The sequence below is a fragment of the Flavobacterium hercynium genome, assembly GCF_002217285.1.
In the GTDB taxonomy this organism is placed as follows: Bacteria; Bacteroidota; Bacteroidia; order Flavobacteriales; family Flavobacteriaceae; genus Flavobacterium; species Flavobacterium hercynium.
Genome location: NZ_MUGW01000034.1, coordinates 22383 through 43826, shown reverse-complemented (window position 1 = coordinate 43826; position 21444 = coordinate 22383). Strand labels below are relative to the sequence as shown.

General features: G+C 34.1%; 13 protein-coding genes. 11 read left to right on the top strand and 2 right to left on the bottom strand.

The features are described 5' to 3' along the window. Positions 1-20 precede the first annotated feature (20 nt). The 11 genes from pta to B0A66_RS15975 all read left to right on the top strand — a co-directional run bounded on the left by pta (position 21) and on the right by B0A66_RS15975 (position 19825). Positions 21-2114 (top strand): phosphate acetyltransferase, encoded by a 2094-nt coding sequence (pta, locus tag B0A66_RS16025; RefSeq protein ID WP_089050869.1) that lies wholly within the window; start codon positions 21-23, stop codon positions 2112-2114. Between the two features lie 89 nt (positions 2115-2203). Further along, a complete protein-coding gene (locus B0A66_RS16020; protein WP_089050868.1) occupies positions 2204-3388 on the top strand; it encodes an acetate/propionate family kinase in 1185 nt (394 codons plus the stop codon). 100 nt (positions 3389-3488) lie between these two features. Next, positions 3489-6233, top strand: coding sequence for a helix-turn-helix and ligand-binding sensor domain-containing protein (locus tag B0A66_RS16015; protein ID WP_089050867.1), 2745 nt, complete (start codon positions 3489-3491; stop codon positions 6231-6233). 244 nt (positions 6234-6477) lie between these two features. Then, positions 6478-9474, top strand: coding sequence for a SusC/RagA family TonB-linked outer membrane protein (locus tag B0A66_RS16010; protein ID WP_089050866.1), 2997 nt, complete (start codon positions 6478-6480; stop codon positions 9472-9474). 4 nt (positions 9475-9478) lie between these two features. Then, positions 9479-10945: a RagB/SusD family nutrient uptake outer membrane protein gene (locus tag B0A66_RS16005; protein WP_089050865.1), complete on the top strand. Its 1467-nt coding sequence runs from the start codon at positions 9479-9481 to the stop codon at positions 10943-10945. Positions 10946-11017: 72 nt separating this feature from the next. Further along, a complete protein-coding gene (locus tag B0A66_RS16000; protein WP_089050864.1) occupies positions 11018-12391 on the top strand; it encodes a glucoamylase family protein in 1374 nt (457 codons plus the stop codon). Positions 12392-12402: 11 nt separating this feature from the next. Next, entirely contained in the window at positions 12403-13116 is a 714-nt protein-coding gene (locus B0A66_RS15995; protein ID WP_089050863.1) for a carboxylesterase family protein, read from the top strand. A gap of 11 nt (positions 13117-13127) precedes the next feature. Then, positions 13128-15428, top strand: a complete 2301-nt coding sequence (gene bglX, locus B0A66_RS15990; RefSeq protein WP_089050862.1) for a beta-glucosidase BglX — start codon at positions 13128-13130, stop codon at positions 15426-15428. A gap of 113 nt (positions 15429-15541) precedes the next feature. Then, a complete protein-coding gene (locus B0A66_RS15985) occupies positions 15542-16321 on the top strand; it encodes a glycerophosphodiester phosphodiesterase family protein (protein ID WP_089050861.1) in 780 nt (259 codons plus the stop codon). Positions 16322-16403: 82 nt separating this feature from the next. Beyond that, on the top strand, positions 16404-18323 hold the full coding sequence (locus tag B0A66_RS15980) for a family 43 glycosylhydrolase (RefSeq protein WP_089050860.1): 1920 nt from the start codon (positions 16404-16406) through the stop codon (positions 18321-18323). Between the two features lie 107 nt (positions 18324-18430). After that, positions 18431-19825, top strand: a complete 1395-nt coding sequence (locus tag B0A66_RS15975) for a M20/M25/M40 family metallo-hydrolase (protein ID WP_089050859.1) — start codon at positions 18431-18433, stop codon at positions 19823-19825. A gap of 175 nt (positions 19826-20000) precedes the next feature. Here the strand turns inward: B0A66_RS15975 and B0A66_RS15970 are convergent, their stop codons facing one another. Next, a complete protein-coding gene (locus B0A66_RS15970) occupies positions 20001-20453 on the bottom strand; it encodes a hypothetical protein (protein ID WP_089050858.1) in 453 nt (150 codons plus the stop codon). A 222-nt stretch (positions 20454-20675) separates the two neighbouring features. Then, on the bottom strand, positions 20676-21359 hold the full coding sequence (locus B0A66_RS15965; RefSeq protein WP_089050857.1) for a YiiX family permuted papain-like enzyme: 684 nt from the start codon (positions 21357-21359) through the stop codon (positions 20676-20678). Between the last annotated feature and the right edge of the window lie 85 nt (positions 21360-21444).

Genomic DNA, 21444 nt, shown 5'->3' with positions numbered 1-21444 from the left:
TTGTATAAATATAAATAATTATGAGTAAAGCAATATATATAGCCACAAGTGATTATAATAGTGGAAAGTCAATCATTACACTTGGATTGATGAGTATCTTAATGGGTAAAACAGCTAAAGTAGGGTATTTTAGGCCTATCGTTGAAGATTTTGTCGATGGAGAAATAGACAATCATATCGAGACTGTTTTGTCGCACTTCAACCTTGATATTTCGTTTGAAGATGCTTATGCCATTACCAAAAGCAGGCTGATTAAGAAGAAAAATAAAGGTAAAATTGGCGAGGTTCTGGATTTAATTATCGAAAAGTATAAAAAACTTGAAGAACGTTTTGATTTTGTTTTAGTAGAAGGAACGAGTTTTACAGGTGAGGGAACTTCTATCGAATTAGATTTGAATGTTTTAATTGCAAAAAACCTTGGAATTCCTACTATAATTATTGGTTCAGGAGTGGGTAAAACGCTGGAAGAATTAGTAGATAGTTTGTATTTGGTTTACGATTCCTTCAAAGTAAAAGAGGTTGAAGTTTTATCTGTTTTTGCCAATAAAGTACAGCCAGAAAATATAGAACTGGTTACTAAAAGCCTGCAGAAAAGTTTACCTGCAAATGTATTGGTAAATACAATTCCGCTTATCTCGAGTTTGAATAATCCGACAATGCAGGAAATTGTAAACGTTTTGGATGCTAAAGTTTTATTTGGAGAAAATTATCTTAATAATGAAATTGGTCATTTTAGTGTAGGTGCCATGCAGTTACATAACTACTTAGTTCATTTACATAACAATGCATTGGTAATTACACCAGGAGATCGTTCCGATATTATTTTAGGAGCTTTACAAGCCAATGAATCAGCTAACTATCCAACCATTTCAGGAATTATTCTAACAGGTAATATTGTGCCGGAGGAAAGTATTTTAAAGCTCATAGAAGGACTTTCTGCCATCGTACCTATTATTGCTGTAGATGGCGGTACATATCATATTACTAATAAAATTGGTTCTATCAGATCAGAGATTTACGCCAATAACACCCATAAAATAGAAACATCGATTACTACTTTTGAGAAGTATGTTGAGGTAGACGCTTTGTCTGAAAGACTGATTACTTTTATACCTGAGGGAATGACACCAAAAATGTTCCAGTACAATATGGTAAAAAGAGCCAAACAACATCGCAAGCATATCGTTTTACCGGAAGGATATGACGAGCGAATTATTACGGCAGCATCAAGATTATTAGATATGGATGTGGTTGATATCTCGATTATTGGAGATAAAAAATTCATCGAAAGCAAAGTAACAGAACTTGGAATTCCTTTCGATTTTTCAAAAGTAAATATCATTAATCCAAAAGAATCTGAACTTTACGAGGATTATGCTAATACTTATTACGAGCTTAGAAAAGCAAAAAACGTAAGTATTACGATGGCAAGAGATTTAATGGAAGACGTGTCATATTTTGGAACCATGATGGTATACAAAGGACATGCAGACGGAATGGTTTCGGGAGCAGCACATACTACTCAGCATACCATTTTACCGGCATTACAATTCATTAAAACCAAACCAAATTCTTCTGTAGTATCCTCTGTATTTTTCATGTGTTTAGAAGATCGTGTTTCGGTTTTTGGTGATTGTGCCATTAATCCTAACCCAACCTCTGAGCAATTAGCAGAAATCGCTATTTCTTCTGCTGAATCTAGTTTAGCTTTCGGAATAGAACCAAAAATTGCAATGCTTTCTTATTCATCAGGAGCATCTGGAAAAGGGGATGAGGTAGACAAAGTACGTTCTGCTACAGAAATTGTAAAACAAAAAAGACCAGACTTAAAAATCGAAGGACCAATTCAGTACGATGCTGCAGTAGATCGCGCCGTTGGAAAAAGCAAAATGCCGGATTCAGAAGTAGCAGGGCAGGCAAGTGTACTTATTTTTCCTGATTTAAATACCGGAAACAATACGTACAAAGCCGTTCAGAGAGAAACCGGAGCTTTGGCTATTGGACCAATGTTGCAAGGTTTAAACAAGCCCGTAAACGATTTGAGCCGTGGTTGTACTGTAGACGATATCATCAATACGGTTGTAATTACAGCGATTCAGGCGCAAGGATTGTAGTTTTTCAATTTAAAAATTAATCATTAAATCTTTTCAATCCTCCAAATCCTTCAATTCTTCAATCTTTCAATTTTTAAATATTAAATTAAATGAAAATATTAATTATAAACTCAGGAAGTTCTTCAATCAAATATCAATTAATGGTTATGCCAACAAACGAAGTGATTTGTACCGGTATGATAGACAGAATTGGTTTAGAAACTTCCAACGTTACGTTTAAAACAGCAGTAGATACAATAGATGAAATAATTCCGATTGACAGCCATAAAACAGGTTTACAGAAAGTAGCCGAAATGCTTTTGGATCCTGAAAAAGGAGTAATAAAATCGACTTCAGAAATTCAGGCAGTTGGACACCGTGTGGTTCATGGTGGAAGCTATTTTTCTGATACTACAATTATTACAGAAGAAGTTAAAGATAAAATCAAAGAGCTTTCAGAATTAGCACCGCTTCATAATCCGGCACATTTAGTTGGAATAAACGTAGCAGAAGAAATTTTTTCAGGAGCAAAACAAGTAGCAGTTTTTGACACGGCTTTCCACCAGACAATTCCGGTTGAAGCACACAAATATGCGATTCCAAATTTCCTTTTAACGGAGCATAAAGTTCGTGTATATGGTTTTCACGGAACAAGTCATAAGTATGTTTCCGAAAAAGCAATTAATTTTTTAGAGAAACATTCTAAAATTATTACCATTCACTTAGGAAATGGCTGTAGTATGACGGCTGTAAAAGATGGAAAAAGTATTGATACTACAATGGGATTTTCTCCGGCAAATGGTTTGATTATGGGAACACGTGCAGGTGATATTGATCAGTCTGTTATTTTCTATATGGTTAAAAATTTAGGTTACACTGCTGAAGAAGTAAATTCTATCTTGTTGAAGCAAAGCGGAATGCTTGGTTTGACAGGTTACAGCGATTTACGTGATATCGAATCTAAAGCGCAGGAAGGAAATAAAGATTGCGAATTGGCTTTGCTAATGAATGCTTACAGAATAAGAAAAACAATTGGTGCTTATGCAGCAGCTTTAAACGGATTAGACGCTATCGTGTTTACAGCGGGAATTGGAGAAAATTCTTCGTTCATGCGTAATTTAATTTGTACCGATATGGATTTCTTTGGAATTGAAATTGATAAAGAAAAGAACCAAATTCGTTCTAAAGAAATTAGAGAAATCAATACAGCAAATTCAACTGTTAAAGTTTTAGTCGCGCCAACAGACGAAGAATACGAAATTGCCAATCAGGTTTATCTTTTACTTCAGAATTAAAAAAAAACTTTTTTATATAGAAAGCTCCTCTCTGCGGGAGCTTTTTTTATGTTCTTAATTTCAATATTTGTGAGTATATTTGAAGATAAATCAGAATATTTTGAGATCGATACTTATAAAATTACTCTTCTTTTTTTTCATAGCTTCATCATTACAAGCCCAAGAATTACTTCCTTTCGTAGAAAATTACAATAAATCAGATTATCAGGGAGATAATCAAATCTGGAATGTAGCACAGGGAAAAGATAATGCTATGTATTTTGCCAACAATCATTATTTGTTGCGATACGATGGTGTGATATGGGAAAAATATACTTTGCCTAATAAAACAATTATTCGTTCTATTTTAATAGAAGGAGACAGAATCTATTCTGGTTCTTATAAAGAATTTGGCTACTGGTATCGAAAAGACGGTAAAATGAAATACGTTTCGATTACCAAAAAGTTACGTTTGTTTGCCGAAAAAGACAATGAAGAAATCTGGAAAATTTTCAGGTACAAAAACGCCTTATACTTTCAATCTTTTAATGATGTTTTCATTTATGATGGAAAGCACATTCAGAAAATAAAATTTCCATTTTTAATTTCCTATTGTTTTGTTGCTAATGATAATGTTTATGTAGCTTCTGTAGAAAAAGGTGTTTTTAAAATGGATGGATCACAAATCCAAAATCCTAAAGGCTGGAATGTTTTAAAAAATACTGTCGTACACGCTATTGAAGAATATCAAAACAAGACCTATATCTTCACCCAGAAAAAAGGAATTTTTGTTGATGAAAAAGGAATTTTAAAACCTTGGAATAATGCTTTAAACGAAGTATTAAAAGCTTCAACAATAAATGTGGCTAAGTTCATCAAAAATAATAAATTAGTTGTAGGTACAGGAAACAGAGGTGTTTTTATTTACGATTTGACGAAGAATACATACGAAAACATTGATCGTAATAATGTTTTAATGAACAATTCTATTTTGAGTATAGGATTTGATAAGGAAAATGACTTGTGGCTTGGTCTCGACAATGGTATTGCACATGTCGAAGTAAATTCGCCAATAACCTTCTTTTATGATAATTCGGGACTTCTTGGATCTGTTTATTCTGTTGCCACAACAAGTAAAGGATATCTAATAGCGTCGAATCACGGACTTTATGAGTTTGAGTCAGGCAATTTTAAAATGATTCCTAATACGCAGGGGCAGGCCTGGAACATTACTAAAATCAATAACAAATATATTATTGGTCATAATGACGGAACATTTTGTTACGAGAATGGTTCTTTGGTAAAAACAAATAAGATAAGCGGAGGTTGGAATTTGTCAAAAAGTATTATTAATGATGCCTATTTTCAGTCTACTTACAGCGGTGTTTTAGTTTATAATGATATTTCTAAATTGACGGAGCATAAGACAATTCAAAATCTTTCGAAACCTATTAAGTATGTGGCGCAAAATAGAAAAAATGAAATTTGGGCAGCAGATAATTATCGTGGTTTGTACCGTGTTTTATACGATGACAATTACAAAACGATTAAAGTTGAAAATATAACCCAACAGAGCAAAATAAAAAATGATTTTGGGGTTAAAATTTTCGAGTTTAGAAATGAGATTCTTTTCTTAATTAATAATTCATGGTATTCCTATGATGCCCTCAACAATAAATTAGAGGGAAATAAAACGTTCAACGATAGTTTTAAAAACATTACTGATGTTGTAGCTATTGATGAGGATCATTTTATAGTACTTCAAAATGGTGTCTTGTATCATATTTATGCAAAAGGAAATAAGTTTATCTGGAATATTATTCAGGAGAAATATTATAAGGGAAAATTAATTAACGACAATCTCAGAATCTTCAAAACTCAGAATCATTATTTGTTAAATCTCGATGATGGTTTTATTTCGCTTCAGTTAAAATACGAGAATAAACAAAATAAGGGAGTCAAAATTGAAGCTTTTAATGAAGGTGGCCTAGTTCAAAATGATTCTAAAATAAAATTCAATACAGAATTAAAAATTAATGTTATTTCCGGAATTTACGGAGCAAGCAAACCCAACTTGTATTACAGACTTAATGATAAAAGTGAATATACGCCGGTTTTAAATGGACTCGTGGTTTTAAATAATCTAAATAGCGGTTCTCATTCTATTCTAATTTATAAAAATGATGGAGCTAATTTCGAAAAGGTTTCCAGTTTTGAATTTACAGTAGCTCAGCCCTGGTATTTTTCATTTTGGGTTATAGTATTGTATTTTCTATTAATAGGAGCTGTTTTATTTTTCTATTATAAATGGAATAAGTTGCGTTATGTTCAAAAATTAAAATTACAGGCAGAAGAGCAGAAGCACCAAAGAGAAATCCTTGAAATGGAACTGAAAGCAGAAAATGAATTAAACGTTCAGGAATATGAAAAACATATTTTGGAACTAGAACTGCAAACAAAATCATCTGAAGTTGCGGGTAAATCATTATCGATAGCCAAGCAAAGTGAAATGATTGAGAATATTCAAAGTATCTTAGATTCAGAAAAAGATTTTAACAAGCTTAAAAGCGAAATCAAAAAAGCGATTAAAATCAATGAGGTTAATAAACACGAGTGGGAAACCTTCGAAACAAATCTGAATCAAATTCATAATGAGTTTATCATAAACCTTTCCAAAAAATATCCCCACTTAACTCCTAAGGATATAAAACTCTGTATTTACTTAAAAATGAATCTTTCTTCAAAGGAAATTGCGCCTATTATGAACATCTCTTTTAGAGGTGTAGAATTACATCGTTATCGCCTTAGAAAGAAGCTAAATCTCTCTCAGGAAGATAATCTCTCAAAATTTTTATTAACACTGTAAGATTAATGATTAATTTTTAAATATATAATACTTTTGAATGTGTTTTTTTATATTATTCTAATACATCATTACTACATCATAAGGTTATGTTAACAAAATAATTTTAACATTTAAAGTGCTTGTAATTAGTAGTATACATCAATGCTTTAACATAATGATGTAGCTATGTAGTAGTGGTGAATGATGTACTACAACGTTGTAATTGTTTAATTTGGCTGTACTAACTTAAACGATTACAAACTGTATGAAAAATTTTATTTTTAGCTTTTTAGCGCTTTTGCTACTTCCGGCATATATGTCTGGACAGGCAATAAAAGGAAAAGTAATTGACGGCAGCGGACTAGGGGTTCCGGGAGCAGTTATTAGTGCTCCAAATTCAAGAGTATCTGCTGATGCTGATTTCGATGGAAATTTTACAATTAATGCTAAAGAAGGAGAGAACTTAACAATCTCTATGCTTGGTTTTGATTCTGTAACAGTTCCGGCTACAGCTGCAACGATGACAATTACATTAAAAGAATCGGAAGATACTCAATTAAAAGAAGTAGTCGTTATTGGATACGGTACCAGAAAAAAGATTGATAATACATCTGCTGTAAGTTCCCTAAGGTCTGAGGAAATTACCAGAATGAAAGTATTAAATCCATCTCAGGCAATACAAGGTAAAGCAGCCGGAGTTCAGGTTTCTACTTCAGATGCGCCAGGAAGTACACCTTCTGTAATCATCAGGGGAGCAGGTACTGCATTAGGAGGAAGAAATCCTTTATATGTAGTAGACGGAATGCCAACAGAAAATATCAATAACATTAATGCTAATGATATTACGTCTTACGAAGTTTTAAAAGATGCTTCTGCACTTGCTATTTATGGTACAAGAGGTGCAAATGGTGTAATTATGATTACAACAAAAGCAGGAAAAGGAAAACTTACTGTTGAGGTAGAAAGCTTTGCGGGAGTAAGATCTCCTTTAAAAAGCGTGAAAATGGCCAATAGCGAGGAATTTGTTCGTTATAGTAATGAAGCTTTTAGAGCAGATTACCCACAAGGAAGATTTTCTGCAAACCAGCCTTACAATACAGATTGGTATGATGCGATAACAAGAACAGGAAGTTATACGCAAAACAATATTGCTATTTCAGGATCTTCAGAAACTGTAAAATACTTTTTTAGTGTAGGTAACTATGAAGAAAAAGGAATTTTGAAAGGTTCAGATTACGGACGTACTACGATTAGAAATAACAACGAGTTTAAAATTTCTGAGCGTCTTAAAATAGGACAAAATTTTAGTGTTAGTACGATCAAAAACAGACCTATGCCATTAAGTGCATTCTCTTCAGCTTACAGACAATCTCCACTAGTTCCTGTTCGTTTTGCTGACGGAAAATACGGAGTGCCGTTTGATGCTAATGGTGTAGTATCACAGACAGGAAGCTCATTTAACAATGTTGGAAATCCGGTAGCACAATTAGAGTATACAGATGAGCAACAACAAACGGTTATTCTGCAAGGTGGACTAAAATTAGACTTTGAAATTACTAAATCATTGAAGTTTACATCACAATTTAATGCAGAGTATTTTACCTATAAACAATACAATTATGTTGATAATACAGCACTTTGGCTAGCCGCTGATCCTGGGCGTGTATTATCACGTTATCCATTAGACTTAAATAAAAATACACTTACAAGAGAGAGAGATGAATATTTTAACTGGAATTTATCAAACTACTTAACGTATAATAAAGTTTTTGCAGAAATTCATGATATTGAAGTTACTGCCGGTATGGAGTCTAACGTAAATGGAACCAGAAATAAACTAACAATTGACAGAAAAAATGTAAATCCGAATTCTAATTACTGGTCATTAGAAGACGTAAATTCTGCTGCTAATATTACTGGTTATCAAGACGAAGCGCTTAATCAAAGAAGATTAGCTTCTTATTTTGGACGTTTCCAATACAAGTTAATGGATAAATATCTATTAACAGGTACTGTACGTCGTGATGGATCATCTCAATTTGCTAAAGATCAGCGTTGGGGAACATTTCCTTCAGTTGGTTTAGGTTGGATCTTGAATAAGGAAAGTTTCCTTAGTAATGTAGAAACAATTAATTTATTAAAATTAAGAGGTTCATGGGGTAGATTAGGAAATCAAAATGTACCACTTAACAGACAAGTTTTAACATCTGGAGTAGATTATCCTAGTTTTGGTTCAGGAGTAACCATTAATTCTCAAATAGATCCTAGTTTAACTTGGGAAATTGTAGAAGAACTTTCAGGAGGTTTTGATTTTGAATTGTTAAACAGCAGATTAAAAGGATCTTTTGATTTGTATGACAAAAAAACAACAAATACAATTTTGAACGTAAGACCTTATATAACTTCTGGTATTACATTACCAACTCCTTCGCACGTAGGAGAAGTATCGAATAAAGGATATGAAATCGCATTACGCTGGGATGATAAAATAAATGATAATTTGAGTTATTGGATTGGTGGTAACTATTCTAATAATCAAAACAGACTTACTAATATCCAAAATGTTGTTTTAGCACCTATTAATAGTGGAAGTTTAGGAAACGGACAAACTACTAAATTACTTGATAATACTTCAGTTGGACGTCCTTTGGGTAGTTTTTATCTGTACGATTATGCAGGTATTGTAAATGGTGAAAGAATGTACTATAAAGCAAATGGCGATATAGTACCTCAAAATCAATTGAATGAAGTAGAAGATAAAAAATATTACGGGTCAGTTTTACCAACTTCTACTTATGGAGTTAGTTTAGGATTAAACTACAAAAATATTGATTTCTCTATTGATGGTTACGGAACGGGTGGAGCACAAGTTTACAATGGTAAAAAAGCACAGCGTTTTGGAGGCGAAAATGTAGAAGCTTCAATAGCAAGAGATTTCTGGTCTCCAACTAATACAACTTCAGGTAATGCAAGACCTTCTAATGAAGTTCCTTATGCTTCTAATTTATACTTAGAATCAGCAGATTACTTTAGAATCAACAACATTACTTTAGGATATAAACTTCCGCTTAAAGAAGATATGTTTATTAGCTCTGCCAGAATATACATAAATGCAATTAATCCATTTATCACACAAAAATTCTCAGGATTTTCACCAGACGCAATTGGTGACGGTAAGTTAGTCGAAGGTACTCAGGGAGTTGAGCTTGATGCTTACCCATCATTGAGATCATTTGTTTTAGGTGCTAATTTAAAATTTTAATATTATGAAAAGATTATATATATCAATATTTGTACTGTCTGGATTATTCTTTTCAGCATGTTCAGATGATTTTTTAGAGGTAGATCCAACGCAAGCTCTTCCTGCCGATGATCCCGCATTGGTAAATAGCGATGAAGGAGCATCTGGTTTTGTAACGTCAATTTACAATCAGTTTTTAGGATGGGAAATGTCATCTTTTGCCTGGAATGCCGTAACGAGTATTATTTCTGATGATGCTGATAAAGGATCAGATCCGGGAGATACAGGTGCCGATAAAGATGTTATCGATGCTTTAACATACAATGCTTCAACACCTTCATTTCTTTCGACCTGGAGTGCAAATTATGCAGGAATCAACAGATGTAACCAAGCATTGGATATGTTTCCTAAACTGGATAAAGTTACACCTGAGCTAAAAACCAGATTAGAAGGTGAAGCAAAGTTTATGAGAGCATTTATGTATTTTACATTAGTAAAAGGATTTGGTGCTGTGCCTATTGTAGATCATTTAGCTCAGGTTCCAATATCACAGGCTGATAAAGAAATGCAATTAACACGTAAACCAGTTGCAGATGTATATGCTTTTATCGAAAAAGATTTAAATGATGCGATAGCAAATTTACCAGAGAAAGGTGCTTACGCAGCAGCAGACAAAAAAAGAGTTTCTAAGGGGGCAGCATACGCTTTATTAGCAAAAGTAAATCTGTATCAAAAAAACTGGCAAAAAGTAATTGATAACTGTGATAAAGTAACAGGATATTCTTTAGTATCAGATTACGCTTTACAATACAAAAAAATAGGAGAATTTGGACCAGAATCAATTTTTGAAATCGACGGAATAGGTTCTACTTCAAGCCCTGGATTTGGAATTGGAAATTATAGCATGTCTCAGGCGCCACGTGGTTCCGGAGGATGGGGCTGGGGTTTCAATACACCAACTGAAAACTTAGCAAATGCTTATGAAGCAGGCGATGTTAGAAGAGATGCCACTATTATTTTTAGAGGTTCAGTACTGTATGATGGTAGAGAAGTTCCATCAAGTGTAGCAAATGCAATGTACAATTACAAAGCATATTCATCAGAATTTTACAATCAGGAATTTACAGATACAAATCTTAGATATCTAAGATATGCAGAAGTAATTTTAATGAAAGCTGAAGCATTAAATGAATTAGGATTAACTGCAGATGCAATTCCGTTAATAAACATGATTCGTACCAGAGCAGGTTTAGGTGACACACCTTTTACTTCTCAGGATGATATTAGAAAAGCAATCTACAAAGAAAGAAGATTAGAGTTTGCTTTCGAGCATGACAGATGGTTTGATCTTGTAAGAACAGGTCAGGCAGCAGCTGCTATGGCAGCAGACGGAAAAACTTTTGTGGTTGGAAAACACGAATTGTTTCCTATTCCAACTTTATTCTTAAGAGAAGCAGCTGGATTCTCAGAACAAAACCCAGGTGGTTATTAATTAAAAATTTCTTAAATCACTTCCTCTGTTTTCAGAGGAAGTGATTATTTAATAAACGCATAAACTTTTATAATGATTAGAATTTCACTTTTACTAATAGCTTTTACCTTTTTGAGTTGCGGTTCCAATACCGATAAATCAAAAGAGGTTTCAAAAGAAGATACTGTTGCTGAAAAACTATCGGACGAACAGCTGTTAGATGCTGTTCAAAAACAAACATTTAAATACTTCTGGGATTATGCTGAACCAAATTCAGGATTAGCCAGAGAGCGTTATCATCCGGACGGTGTTTATCCTGAAAATGATGCAAATATTGTAACAACCGGAGGTTCGGGTTTTGGACTAATGGCAATTGTTTCAGGAATGTCTCAAGGATACGTAACAAAAGAACAAGGAGTTGAAAGACTAAACAAAATTGCTGATTTTTTAGCTAAAGCAGATCGTTTTTACGGAGCATGGCCGCATTGGATAGATGGTAACACCGGAAAAGTAAAACCTTTTGGAACCAAGGATAATGGTGGAGATTTAGTCGAAACTTCATTTTTGGTTGCAGGAATGATTACCGTTCGTGAATACCTGAAAGAGGGTTCTGAAAACGAAAAAGCTGTTGCTCAAAAATACGATGCACTCTGGAAAGGTGTTGACTGGAAATGGTATACCAATAACAAAAATGTATTGTATTGGCATTGGTCACCCAATTACAAATGGCAAATGAATTTTGCACTTGAAGGGTATAACGAATGTTTAATTACCTACGTTATGGCCGCATCATCGCCAACACATGCAATAGATGCGAAAGCATACCATGAAGGATGGGCGAGAAGTGGCGGAATAGTTTCGGCTAAAACAAAATATAACACCCCGTTGATCTTAAAACACAATGGAGCGGAAGAAATGGGAGGGCCATTATTTTGGGCGCATTATTCTTACCTCGGACTTGATCCAAATCAATTAAGCGATAAGTATGCTGATTATTGGAAGCTCAACGTAAATCAGGTAAAAATAAATTATGAGTATTGTGTAGAGAATCCAGGAAAATTTGAAGGTTATGGTCCTGATTATTGGGGATTAACTGCATCGTATTCAAGAAATAATGATGGCTCGGTAGGTTATGATGCACACATGCCAAGTAATGACAAAGGTGTAATCTCGCCAACAGCAGCTGTAAGTTCAATAGTGTATAGTCCAAAAGAATCATTAGCCTTGATTCGAAATTTATATGAAAATCATAAAGAAGAGACTTGGGGAAATGCCGGTTTTTATGACGCAGTAAGCCTGCAAAATAAATGGACAGCAAAAAGATACTTAGCGATCGATCAGGGACCGGAAGTAGTTATGATCGAAAATTACCGTTCAGGTTTACTATGGAAGCTTTTTATGAATGCTCCAGAAGTAAAACAAGGGCTGGTAAAACTAGGATTTAAGTCAGGAAAATACGGTTTTTAAGAACGTTTAAAATGAAAAAAAGTTTAGCGTTATTGATGTTCTTTATTTCGATAATCGGATTTGGACAGACCGAAACTACAGGAAAGATAAATACAGTTATAGTCTTAAAATATGAATTAGGTTTTGCATTGCACAAACCTGCTAATACAAAAGATAAAAAGCCATTAATCGTCTTTATTTCTGGTGATGGAGAAAAAGGTACAGACATTGAAAAAGTAAAGATCAATGGGCCTTTAAAATATATTAAAACGCATCAGTTGGATGCTTATGTTTTGGCACCACAATGTAAGGAAGATGAAAATTGGGATATTGCTTCTATTAATGAATTGATTTTAAAGATTCAAAAGGAGAACAAAATAGATCCCGATCGAATATATGTTACAGGTTTAAGTTCAGGAGGATGGGCAGCTTGGAATCTGGCGCTTTCCTATCCGGATAAGTTTGCGGCAATCGTACCAATCTCAGGTTTTGTGGATTTAATTGAGTTAGAAAATGCCTGTAAAATTGCTACCATTCCGACCAGAATTTTTCACGGATTGCTGGATGATGTAGTAAACGTAGATTATGCAATCAACATTTACAAAGAGCTGAAAAAGTGTAATGCTAAAGATATTCAACTGACCATTTTTGATGATGCAGGCCACGATAGCTGGACAAGAGTTTATGACAATCCCGAGATTTATGATTGGATGTTTAAACAGATAAAAAAGAATACAAACAAATAATAAAGAAGAGAATGAAAAACAAATTAGTCTTACTTTTTTTAGGATGTGCTGTTTTGGGTTATGCCCAAAAAAAGAACACTAAAAACACAGTAAAAATTAAACCAAAATCTGAGTTTGTAGCCGAATTAATTTCGAAAATGACTTTAGATGAAAAATTAGGTCAGCTTAATTTACCAACTTCAGGAGATATCACAACAGGACAAGCCAATAGTTCGAATGTTGCAAAAAATATTGCAGAAGGTAAAGTAGGTGGTTTGTTCAACATAAAATCTGTTCAAAAAATTAAAGAGGTTCAAAAGATTGCTGTTGAAAAAAGCCGTCTGAAGATTCCGTTGCTTTTTGGTATGGATGTCATTCACGGTTACGAAACAACATTTCCAATTCCGTTAGGATTATCTTGTACATGGGATATGAATTTAATCGAAAGAAGTGCTCAGATTGCCGCTCAGGAAGCAAGTGCTGATGGTATAAACTGGACATTCTCACCAATGGTTGATATCTCACGTGATCCTCGTTGGGGTAGAGTTTCTGAAGGTTCAGGTGAAGATCCGTATTTAGGAAGCCAAATTGCAAAAGCAATGGTAAACGGATACCAACAAAATGATCTTTCTAAAAACAACTCTATTTTGGCTTGTGTAAAACACTTTGCTTTATACGGTGCACCAGAAGGAGGACGTGATTACAATACAGTTGATATGAGTCATATCAGAATGTTCAATGATTATTTCCCTCCATACAAAGCAGCTGTTGATGCAGGTGTAGGATCAGTAATGGCTTCTTTTAATGAAGTTGACGGAATTCCAGCTACCGGAAACAAATGGTTAATGACCGATGTTTTAAGAAAACAATGGGGTTTTAAAGGTTTCGTAGTAACAGATTTTACAGGAATTCCTGAAATGATCGAGCACGGAATGGGGAATTTACAAGACGTATCAGCTTTATCATTAAACGCAGGTGTTGAAATGGATATGGTTGGAGAAGGTTTTCTAACAACTTTGAAAAAATCATTAGACGAGAAAAGAGTAACTATCGAACAAATTGATAATGCTGTCAGACTTATTTTAGAAGCAAAATATGACTTAGGATTGTTCGAAGATCCATATAAATATTGCGATGAAAAAAGAGCAAAAACAGAAATCTTTACAGTAGGCAGTAGAAAAGAAGCACGTTCAATCGCTGCACAATCATTGGTATTATTAAAAAATCAAAATCAATTATTGCCACTTAAAAAATCAGGAACAATTGCGCTTATCGGGCCATTGGCAGATGCCAAAGAAAATATGCCGGGTACCTGGAGTGTTGCTACTAAAATGGAGAATGCTATTTCATTATTAGCAGGAATCAAAGAAGTGGCGGGATCTTCTACAAAAGTATTGTATGCTAAAGGAAGTAATTTAGATTACGATGAGACTTTAGAAACAAATGCAACGATGTTTGGTAAAACATTACACCGCGATAACCGTTCAAAAGAAGAATTATTGGCAGAAGCTTTAAAAGTAGCCAACCAATCAGATATTATCGTGGCAGCTCTTGGAGAATCAGCTGAGATGAGCGGAGAATCAAGCAGCCGTACCAACTTAGAAATTCCACAAGCACAAAAGGATTTATTAAACGCATTATTAAAAACAGGAAAACCGGTTGTTTTAGTTTTATTTGATGGTCGTCCGTTAGTGATAACAGAAGAAAATCAAACAGTTCCTGCTATTTTAAACGTTTGGTTTGCAGGTAGCGAAGCAGGTTATGCCATTGCAGATGTTTTATTTGGAGATGTAAATCCTTCAGGAAAATTAACATCTACTTTCCCTAGAAGTGTTGGTCAATTGCCAATTTATTATGCACACAAAAACACAGGAAGACCACTTTCTAATACAGAAGGAAAATTCGAAAAATTCAGATCAAATTATATAGACGAAAGAAACGAGCCATTATTTCCATTTGGTTTTGGTTTAAGTTATACCTCATTTGAGTATACAAACCTTAAAGTTTCTTCTGATAAGATGAATTTCACAGGAACCTTAAAAGTAACAGTAGATGTTGCAAACACAGGTAATTTTGACGGAAAGGAAACAGTTCAATTATATATCAGAGATATAGTTGGATCAGTAACCAGACCCGTTAGAGAATTGAAAAATTTTAAAAAAATCGCTCTTAAAAAGGGAGAAAAACAAACTGTGACTTTCGACATCACAGTTGAAGATTTAAAATTCTACAATTCAGATTTACAGTTTGTAGCAGAACCGGGACAGTTTGATGTTTTCGTTGGTGGAAATTCGAATGCCAACAGCAAAATTAGTTTTGAGTTAACTAAGTAGTTGGTTTGTTAAATAGTAGTTCGCCCTTCGTACTGGTTATACGAAGGGCTTTTTTACACCATAAAATGCATAAAAACATACAGTTTTACCAGTCTAACTTTATATTATTACTTATGAATGCAATCAAAATAGTAAGTATTTCATTGCTGCTTGTATTACTTATTTCATCTTGTAAACCCGCAAAAAATGCTGTGGTAGCACATCGTGGCGCTTTTAAAGCAAACAATTTCCCAGAAAACTCTATCGCTGCTTTGCGTCACGCTATTGATCTAAAATTGGCAGGTTCAGAATTCGATGTTGTAATGACATTAGATGATTCGCTAGTTGTCAATCATGATCCGCATTACAACAAAATGATCATCGAAAAAACAAAGTACGCAGACTTAATTCCGTTTAAACTTTCTAACGGAGAAAAACTGCCGACATTAGAAGAATACATCACCGAAGGCAAAAAGAATAATAATCAAACCATGTTGGTTTGCGAGATAAAGCCATCCGGAATCAGTATAGAAAGAGGAAAAGAAATTGCCGTAAAAGTGGTCGAGAAGATAAAAAAGCTAAAAGCTGAAAAAAGAACAATCTACATTAGCTTCGACTACGAAATATTAAAGCAAATACAACAAATAGCACCAAGAGCTTCATTGCAATATCTGGAAGGAAACAAATCACCTTTAGAATTAAAAAAAGACCGCATTGCAGGAGCAGATTATCATTATTCTGTTTTTGAAAAACATCCTGAATGGATTAAGGAAGCAAAAGACAATAAGATCATCTTAAATGTATGGACGGTTAATGACGCTAAAGTTATGGATTGGATTATTGAAAACGATTTTGATTATATAACAACAAACGAACCCGAATTAGTAATAGAAAGAATTAACAATATAAAATAATCACTAAGCAATGCTATTTTAAAATTTTAAGATAATGTTTGCTTACTGTTTGACTTGTTAAGCTCTAAAATAAAATAAGGCTATGAAAAATATTTTCAAATTACTTACAATGTTGATGTTTATTACAAGCATTAATACCCAAGCACAAGAGACAAATATACCCGGAAAAACAGACTGGTTTGATCCTAATAAACCTGCTTCAACCTATTGTAATCCAATAAATATAGGTTACAATTACACAACATTTAATCACAACGGAATTCCGGAATCGCGTCGTTCAAGTGCAGATCCTGTTATTATTACATTTAAAAACGAATATTACTTATTTGCGACCAATCAGGCAGGATTTTTCTGGAGTAAAGACATGTCCGATTGGAAATTTGTTTACGGAAGTTTTCAGCGACAACCGGCAGACGATGATCAGTGTGCACCCGCAGCGTGGGTGGTAAACGATACCTTGTTTTACGTGGGTTCTACATGGAAAAAAGACCATCCGGTATGGAAAACGGCTGACCCGAAATCAGGGCAATGGTTACGTCATGTCGATAAAGCGATGTTACCAACCTGGGATCCTGCCATTTTTCAGGACGATGATAAAAAAGTTTATATGTATTACGGATCAAGCGGAAAATTACCTCTTGTGGGTGTAGAAGTAGATTATAATACATGGCTGCCAAAAGGAAATCAGGCAGATTATGCGCAGTTGTATGCCGCTACAGAAGTAGAGGATATTCAAAAACCTTACGGACGAGCAAAAGCAGTTGTAGGTTTAGATCCGGCTGCACACGGTTGGGAACGTTTTGGACCTAATAACGATATGGAACCAGCACCGTGGGGGAATTTTATTGAAGGAGCATGGATGACTAAACACAATGGAAAATATTATATGCAATATGGAGCACCCGCAACCGAATTTAAAGGTTACGCAAATGGTGTTCATGTAGGAGATAATCCGCTAGGACCTTTTGTATATCAAAAGCACAATCCGATGTCGTATAAACCAGGTGGATTTGTAATTGGTGCCGGACACGGAAACACATTTGCAGATAATTACGGCAATTATTGGAATACCGGAACCTGTAAAATTTCTATCAAAGACAGATTCGAGCGTCGTATAGATATGTTTCCGGCTGGTTTCGATAAAGACGATGTTATGTATTCTAATACTTCATACGGAGATTTTCCGATATTATTGCCAACTCAGGAGCGCGATAATACAAAAGGTGCTTCAGCCGGATGGATGTTGTTGTCGTATAAAAAGCCTGTTACCGTTTCTTCTTTTGAAGAATGTATGGAAGTAGAAACACATCGCGTAGACAATGGAGGCAAAAAAGTATACGAGAAATTTTGCTACGGACCTGAAAATTTAACCGATGAAAATATTCAAACTTATTGGTCAGCCAAAACAGATAAAAAAGGAGAGTGGTTACAGCTTGATCTAGGACGAAGCATGCAGATCAACGCTTTGCAAATCAACTACGCAGATCATAAAGCAACACAATACAATAAAGCAATGGATATTTATTACCAATATAAAATATTCATGTCTGATGATGCCGTAAATTGGACTTTAGTAGTCGATAAATCAAAAAATGCTAAAGATGTACCACATGATTATGTTGAGTTAACAAAATCGATTAATGCACGCTACATCAAAATGGAAAACATACACAACGCTTCTGGATTATTTGCTGTTTCAGACTTTAGAGTTTTCGGAAACGGATTGCTAGAAAAGCCTAAATCAGTTGCTGAGTTTAAAGTAAAAAGAAATACTAAAGATTCTCGTAATGCTATGATTAGCTGGAAAAAACAGTCAGATGCGATAGGATATAATATCTATTACGGTATCGCTCCGGATAAATTGTACAATACGATTATGGTCTACGATGAAGCGTCTTACGATTTTAGAGGTTTAGATAAAGGCACAAAATATTATTTCACAATTGAACCATTTAATGAAAATGGAATTGGTACTAAAAATAAAATTATTGAAATAAAATAAATTAGAGAAAACCATACTGAAAACGCCGCAGAGTTGTTAATAATTTTGTTTCTTTACGGTGCAAACTAAAAAAAGCAAACTAAAAACGCCAAAATGCCCTTAAAACCATGAAAAAAACCATTTTTTTAACTCTTTTAATTTTAAACGGATTATCATCGATCGCACAAGAATCAATAGATGAGCAAAACATTAAATTATTTTATAAAAAAGCATTAACAGAATCTAAATGTTACACTTGGTTAGAGTACTTATCAAATGACATTGGTCCTCGTTTATCCGGATCTGCAAATGCCGAAACTGCCGTTCAATACACCAAATCACAATTAGAAAGACTTGGATTAGATAAAGTGTACCTACAGGAAGTAATGGTTCCGCATTGGGTACGTGGAGAAAAAGAAACAGCTTACATTCTTAATAACAAAACCAAATCAGTCGTGCCTATTTGCGCTTTAGGCGGATCAGTTGCAACAGCTAAAACCGGACTTACTGCAGAGGTAATCGAAGTTTTAGGAATTGATGAACTAAAAAAATTAAGTGCTGACAAAGTAAAAGGAAAAATTGTGTTTTTCAACAGACCAATGAATCCTGAAAATATCGAAACATTTAAATCTTACGGAGCTTGTGTAGACCAAAGATTTGCAGGAGCACAAGAAGCCGCTAAACTAGGAGCTGTAGGAACAATTGTGCGTTCAATGAATTTACGTTTAGACGATTTTCCACATACAGGAGCACAAAGTTATGGTGATTTACCAAAAGAACAATACATCCCAACAGCAGCAATCAGTACCAACGGAGCTGAATTATTAAGCACAAGTTTAAAAACCAATCCGGCTTTAAAATTTTACTTTAAACAATCTTGTCAAACATTACCAGACGCTTTATCTTATAATGTAATTGGAGAACTTACAGGAAAAGAAACACCTGAAAACATTATGGTTGTAGGCGGGCATTTAGATTCTTGGGATTTAGCAGACGGATCACATGATGATGGAGCAGGAGTAGTGCAAAGTATGGAAGTACTTCGTATTTTGAAAAACTTAAACTACAAGCCTAAAAACACCATTCGTGTTGTATTATTTATGAACGAAGAAAATGGCGGAAAAGGTGGTGCGAAATATGAAGAAGTTTCGAAACAAAAGAATGAAAATCACATTTTTGCTTTAGAAAGCGATTCAGGCGGATTTACACCAAGAGGATTCTCTATTCAGGCAGATGATGCAAACGTTAAAAAGATACAAGGATTTAAAGACTTTTTTGAGCCTTATTTAGTGCATAGTTTTACAATTGGTCATGCAGGTTCAGATATTGGTCATTTAACCTCTAAAACGATCGTAAAAGCAGGTTTAAAACCAGATTCTCAACGTTACTTTGATTATCACCATGCAGCAAACGACAAATTTGATGCTATCAACAAAAGAGAATTAGAACTAGGAGCTGCAACAATGGCTTCATTAATGTATCTAATCGATCAAAAAGGAATTGAGCTTCCTAAAAGCAACTAAATTTAATTATAAATTATGAGTTATGAGTTATGAATTATGGGTTTAGAGTTATTTACAAGTTCTTATTCGCAATTCACATTCATAATTTATAACTAAAATTAGTTTTTACAATAAAACAGAAAGCTACGGGTATATTCTCGTAGCTTTTTTTTTATATCCTGTTTAGGCTTACACTTCATATCTTAAATGTTTCTTTGATCGAGTGAATCGGCATAAACAACATCTTCGAAAAATCAATATAATGAAAAGGCAAAGCCTGACGTCCTTTTTTATATTCTTTAAAAAAGTAATTAATTTTAGTGGGATAAAATAGTATTCCGGATAGCGTAACAAGAAATAAATACAAACTTCTCTTTCCGTTTCCCAGTAAATAATACTGCATTCCAATTTCTTCCAAAACCGATGTTCCTGTATTAGTCAAAACATGAATGACATCATGGTCTTCCAGCTTAGGCTGAATATCAAAATGATTCTTATAAAGAAAATTTCCTAAACCAAATCCTAAACTATCTTCAGGATAATCCATCAACTTTGTTTTATCAATTTGCCAAGGCTCATTTTTCTTAAAGTATTTTTGATATGGTTTTCTGGACAACTCGTACATTTTTTCAATTATTGTATCTTTCATGCTGGTTTTAGGTATAGGTTATAGGTTTGTTGTTTGTTGTTTGTTGTTTGTTGTTTGTTGTTTTCGACTTTCGACTTTCGACTTTCGACTTTCGACTTTCGACTTTCGACTTTCGACTGCTTGTATAAAGTTCTTTGAGTTTCAAAGTGAAATACTAAATAAAAAAGCTAATGTTTTGAATTAGCCTTTATTATTGGAAAAAGAGGGAGTAGAAAGTAATTTCTAATACGTATCGATTACGGTTGTAAGTAAATCAGATTCGTACAGATCAGAAGGAGCAACAACTTTCTCCTGAAGCGGAATATCATTGCCGTATCGCTCCTTTAGAATTTTCTGAACTCTATTGTCCGAAAGATTAAAACTCTTTAATTCACGAAGCTTACATAGTTCAATATCAGCAGCATTTTTATAGATCTTCCAAATCAATTCAGAACAATAAATTCGGGTATCAGACCACTCAAAATAGGCGTCATAATCTTTGCCATTAAATTGCTGGCTATAATCTTTCATTTTTTGCAGCGTAGCAGGATTCAAAACCTTAGCTGCATTTTTTAATCTTTTTACAGCATATTTACCCTCTTTTCCATGTTGAATCCATTGAGAGAAAGGAGTAAGTTTTACAGGTTGTACAGCTTCGTAGACAAAAAGATTACCGTTTATGTAATATAGAATTCCACAATGCGAAAATTTAGAATTTGTAGCAATTCGCACCGCTTCACACTGACTCGATTCCGAAGTCTGAAATATTAAATCACCATCCTGAAATTGCTCTGATGATGCAACAGCAGATATGTTTTTTGCTTGCGAAAACGGATTGTTTGGAAACACGCGCATTGCTATAAACAAAGCAAATGAGAAGCTAAGTATGAAAGTTATGGCAAGGAAAATGTATTTTGTTTTTTTCATGATATACACTTGATTTTTTTAAAGTACTTTGAATTACAAAGTAATTGATAAAAAAAATAGTTACCAAATAAAATGATAACTATTT

Bases quoted from the DNA above. Each gene is read 5' to 3' on its own strand.
- pta (WP_089050869.1), top strand. From the start codon at position 21: ATGAGTAAAGCAATATATATAGCCACAAGTGATTATAATAGTGGAAAG.
- B0A66_RS16020 (WP_089050868.1), top strand. From the start codon at position 2,204: ATGAAAATATTAATTATAAACTCAGGAAGTTCTTCAATCAAATATCAA.
- B0A66_RS16010 (WP_089050866.1), top strand. From the start codon at position 6,478: ATGAAAAATTTTATTTTTAGCTTTTTAGCGCTTTTGCTACTTCCGGCA.
- B0A66_RS16005 (WP_089050865.1), top strand. From the start codon at position 9,479: ATGAAAAGATTATATATATCAATATTTGTACTGTCTGGATTATTCTTT.
- B0A66_RS16000 (WP_089050864.1), top strand. From the start codon at position 11,018: ATGATTAGAATTTCACTTTTACTAATAGCTTTTACCTTTTTGAGTTGC.
- B0A66_RS15995 (WP_089050863.1), top strand. From the start codon at position 12,403: ATGAAAAAAAGTTTAGCGTTATTGATGTTCTTTATTTCGATAATCGGA.
- bglX (WP_089050862.1), top strand. From the start codon at position 13,128: ATGAAAAACAAATTAGTCTTACTTTTTTTAGGATGTGCTGTTTTGGGT.
- B0A66_RS15985 (WP_089050861.1), top strand. From the start codon at position 15,542: ATGAATGCAATCAAAATAGTAAGTATTTCATTGCTGCTTGTATTACTT.
- B0A66_RS15980 (WP_089050860.1), top strand. From the start codon at position 16,404: ATGAAAAATATTTTCAAATTACTTACAATGTTGATGTTTATTACAAGC.
- B0A66_RS15975 (WP_089050859.1), top strand. From the start codon at position 18,431: ATGAAAAAAACCATTTTTTTAACTCTTTTAATTTTAAACGGATTATCA.
- B0A66_RS15970 (WP_089050858.1), bottom strand. From the start codon at position 20,453: ATGAAAGATACAATAATTGAAAAAATGTACGAGTTGTCCAGAAAACCA.
- B0A66_RS15965 (WP_089050857.1), bottom strand. From the start codon at position 21,359: ATGAAAAAAACAAAATACATTTTCCTTGCCATAACTTTCATACTTAGC.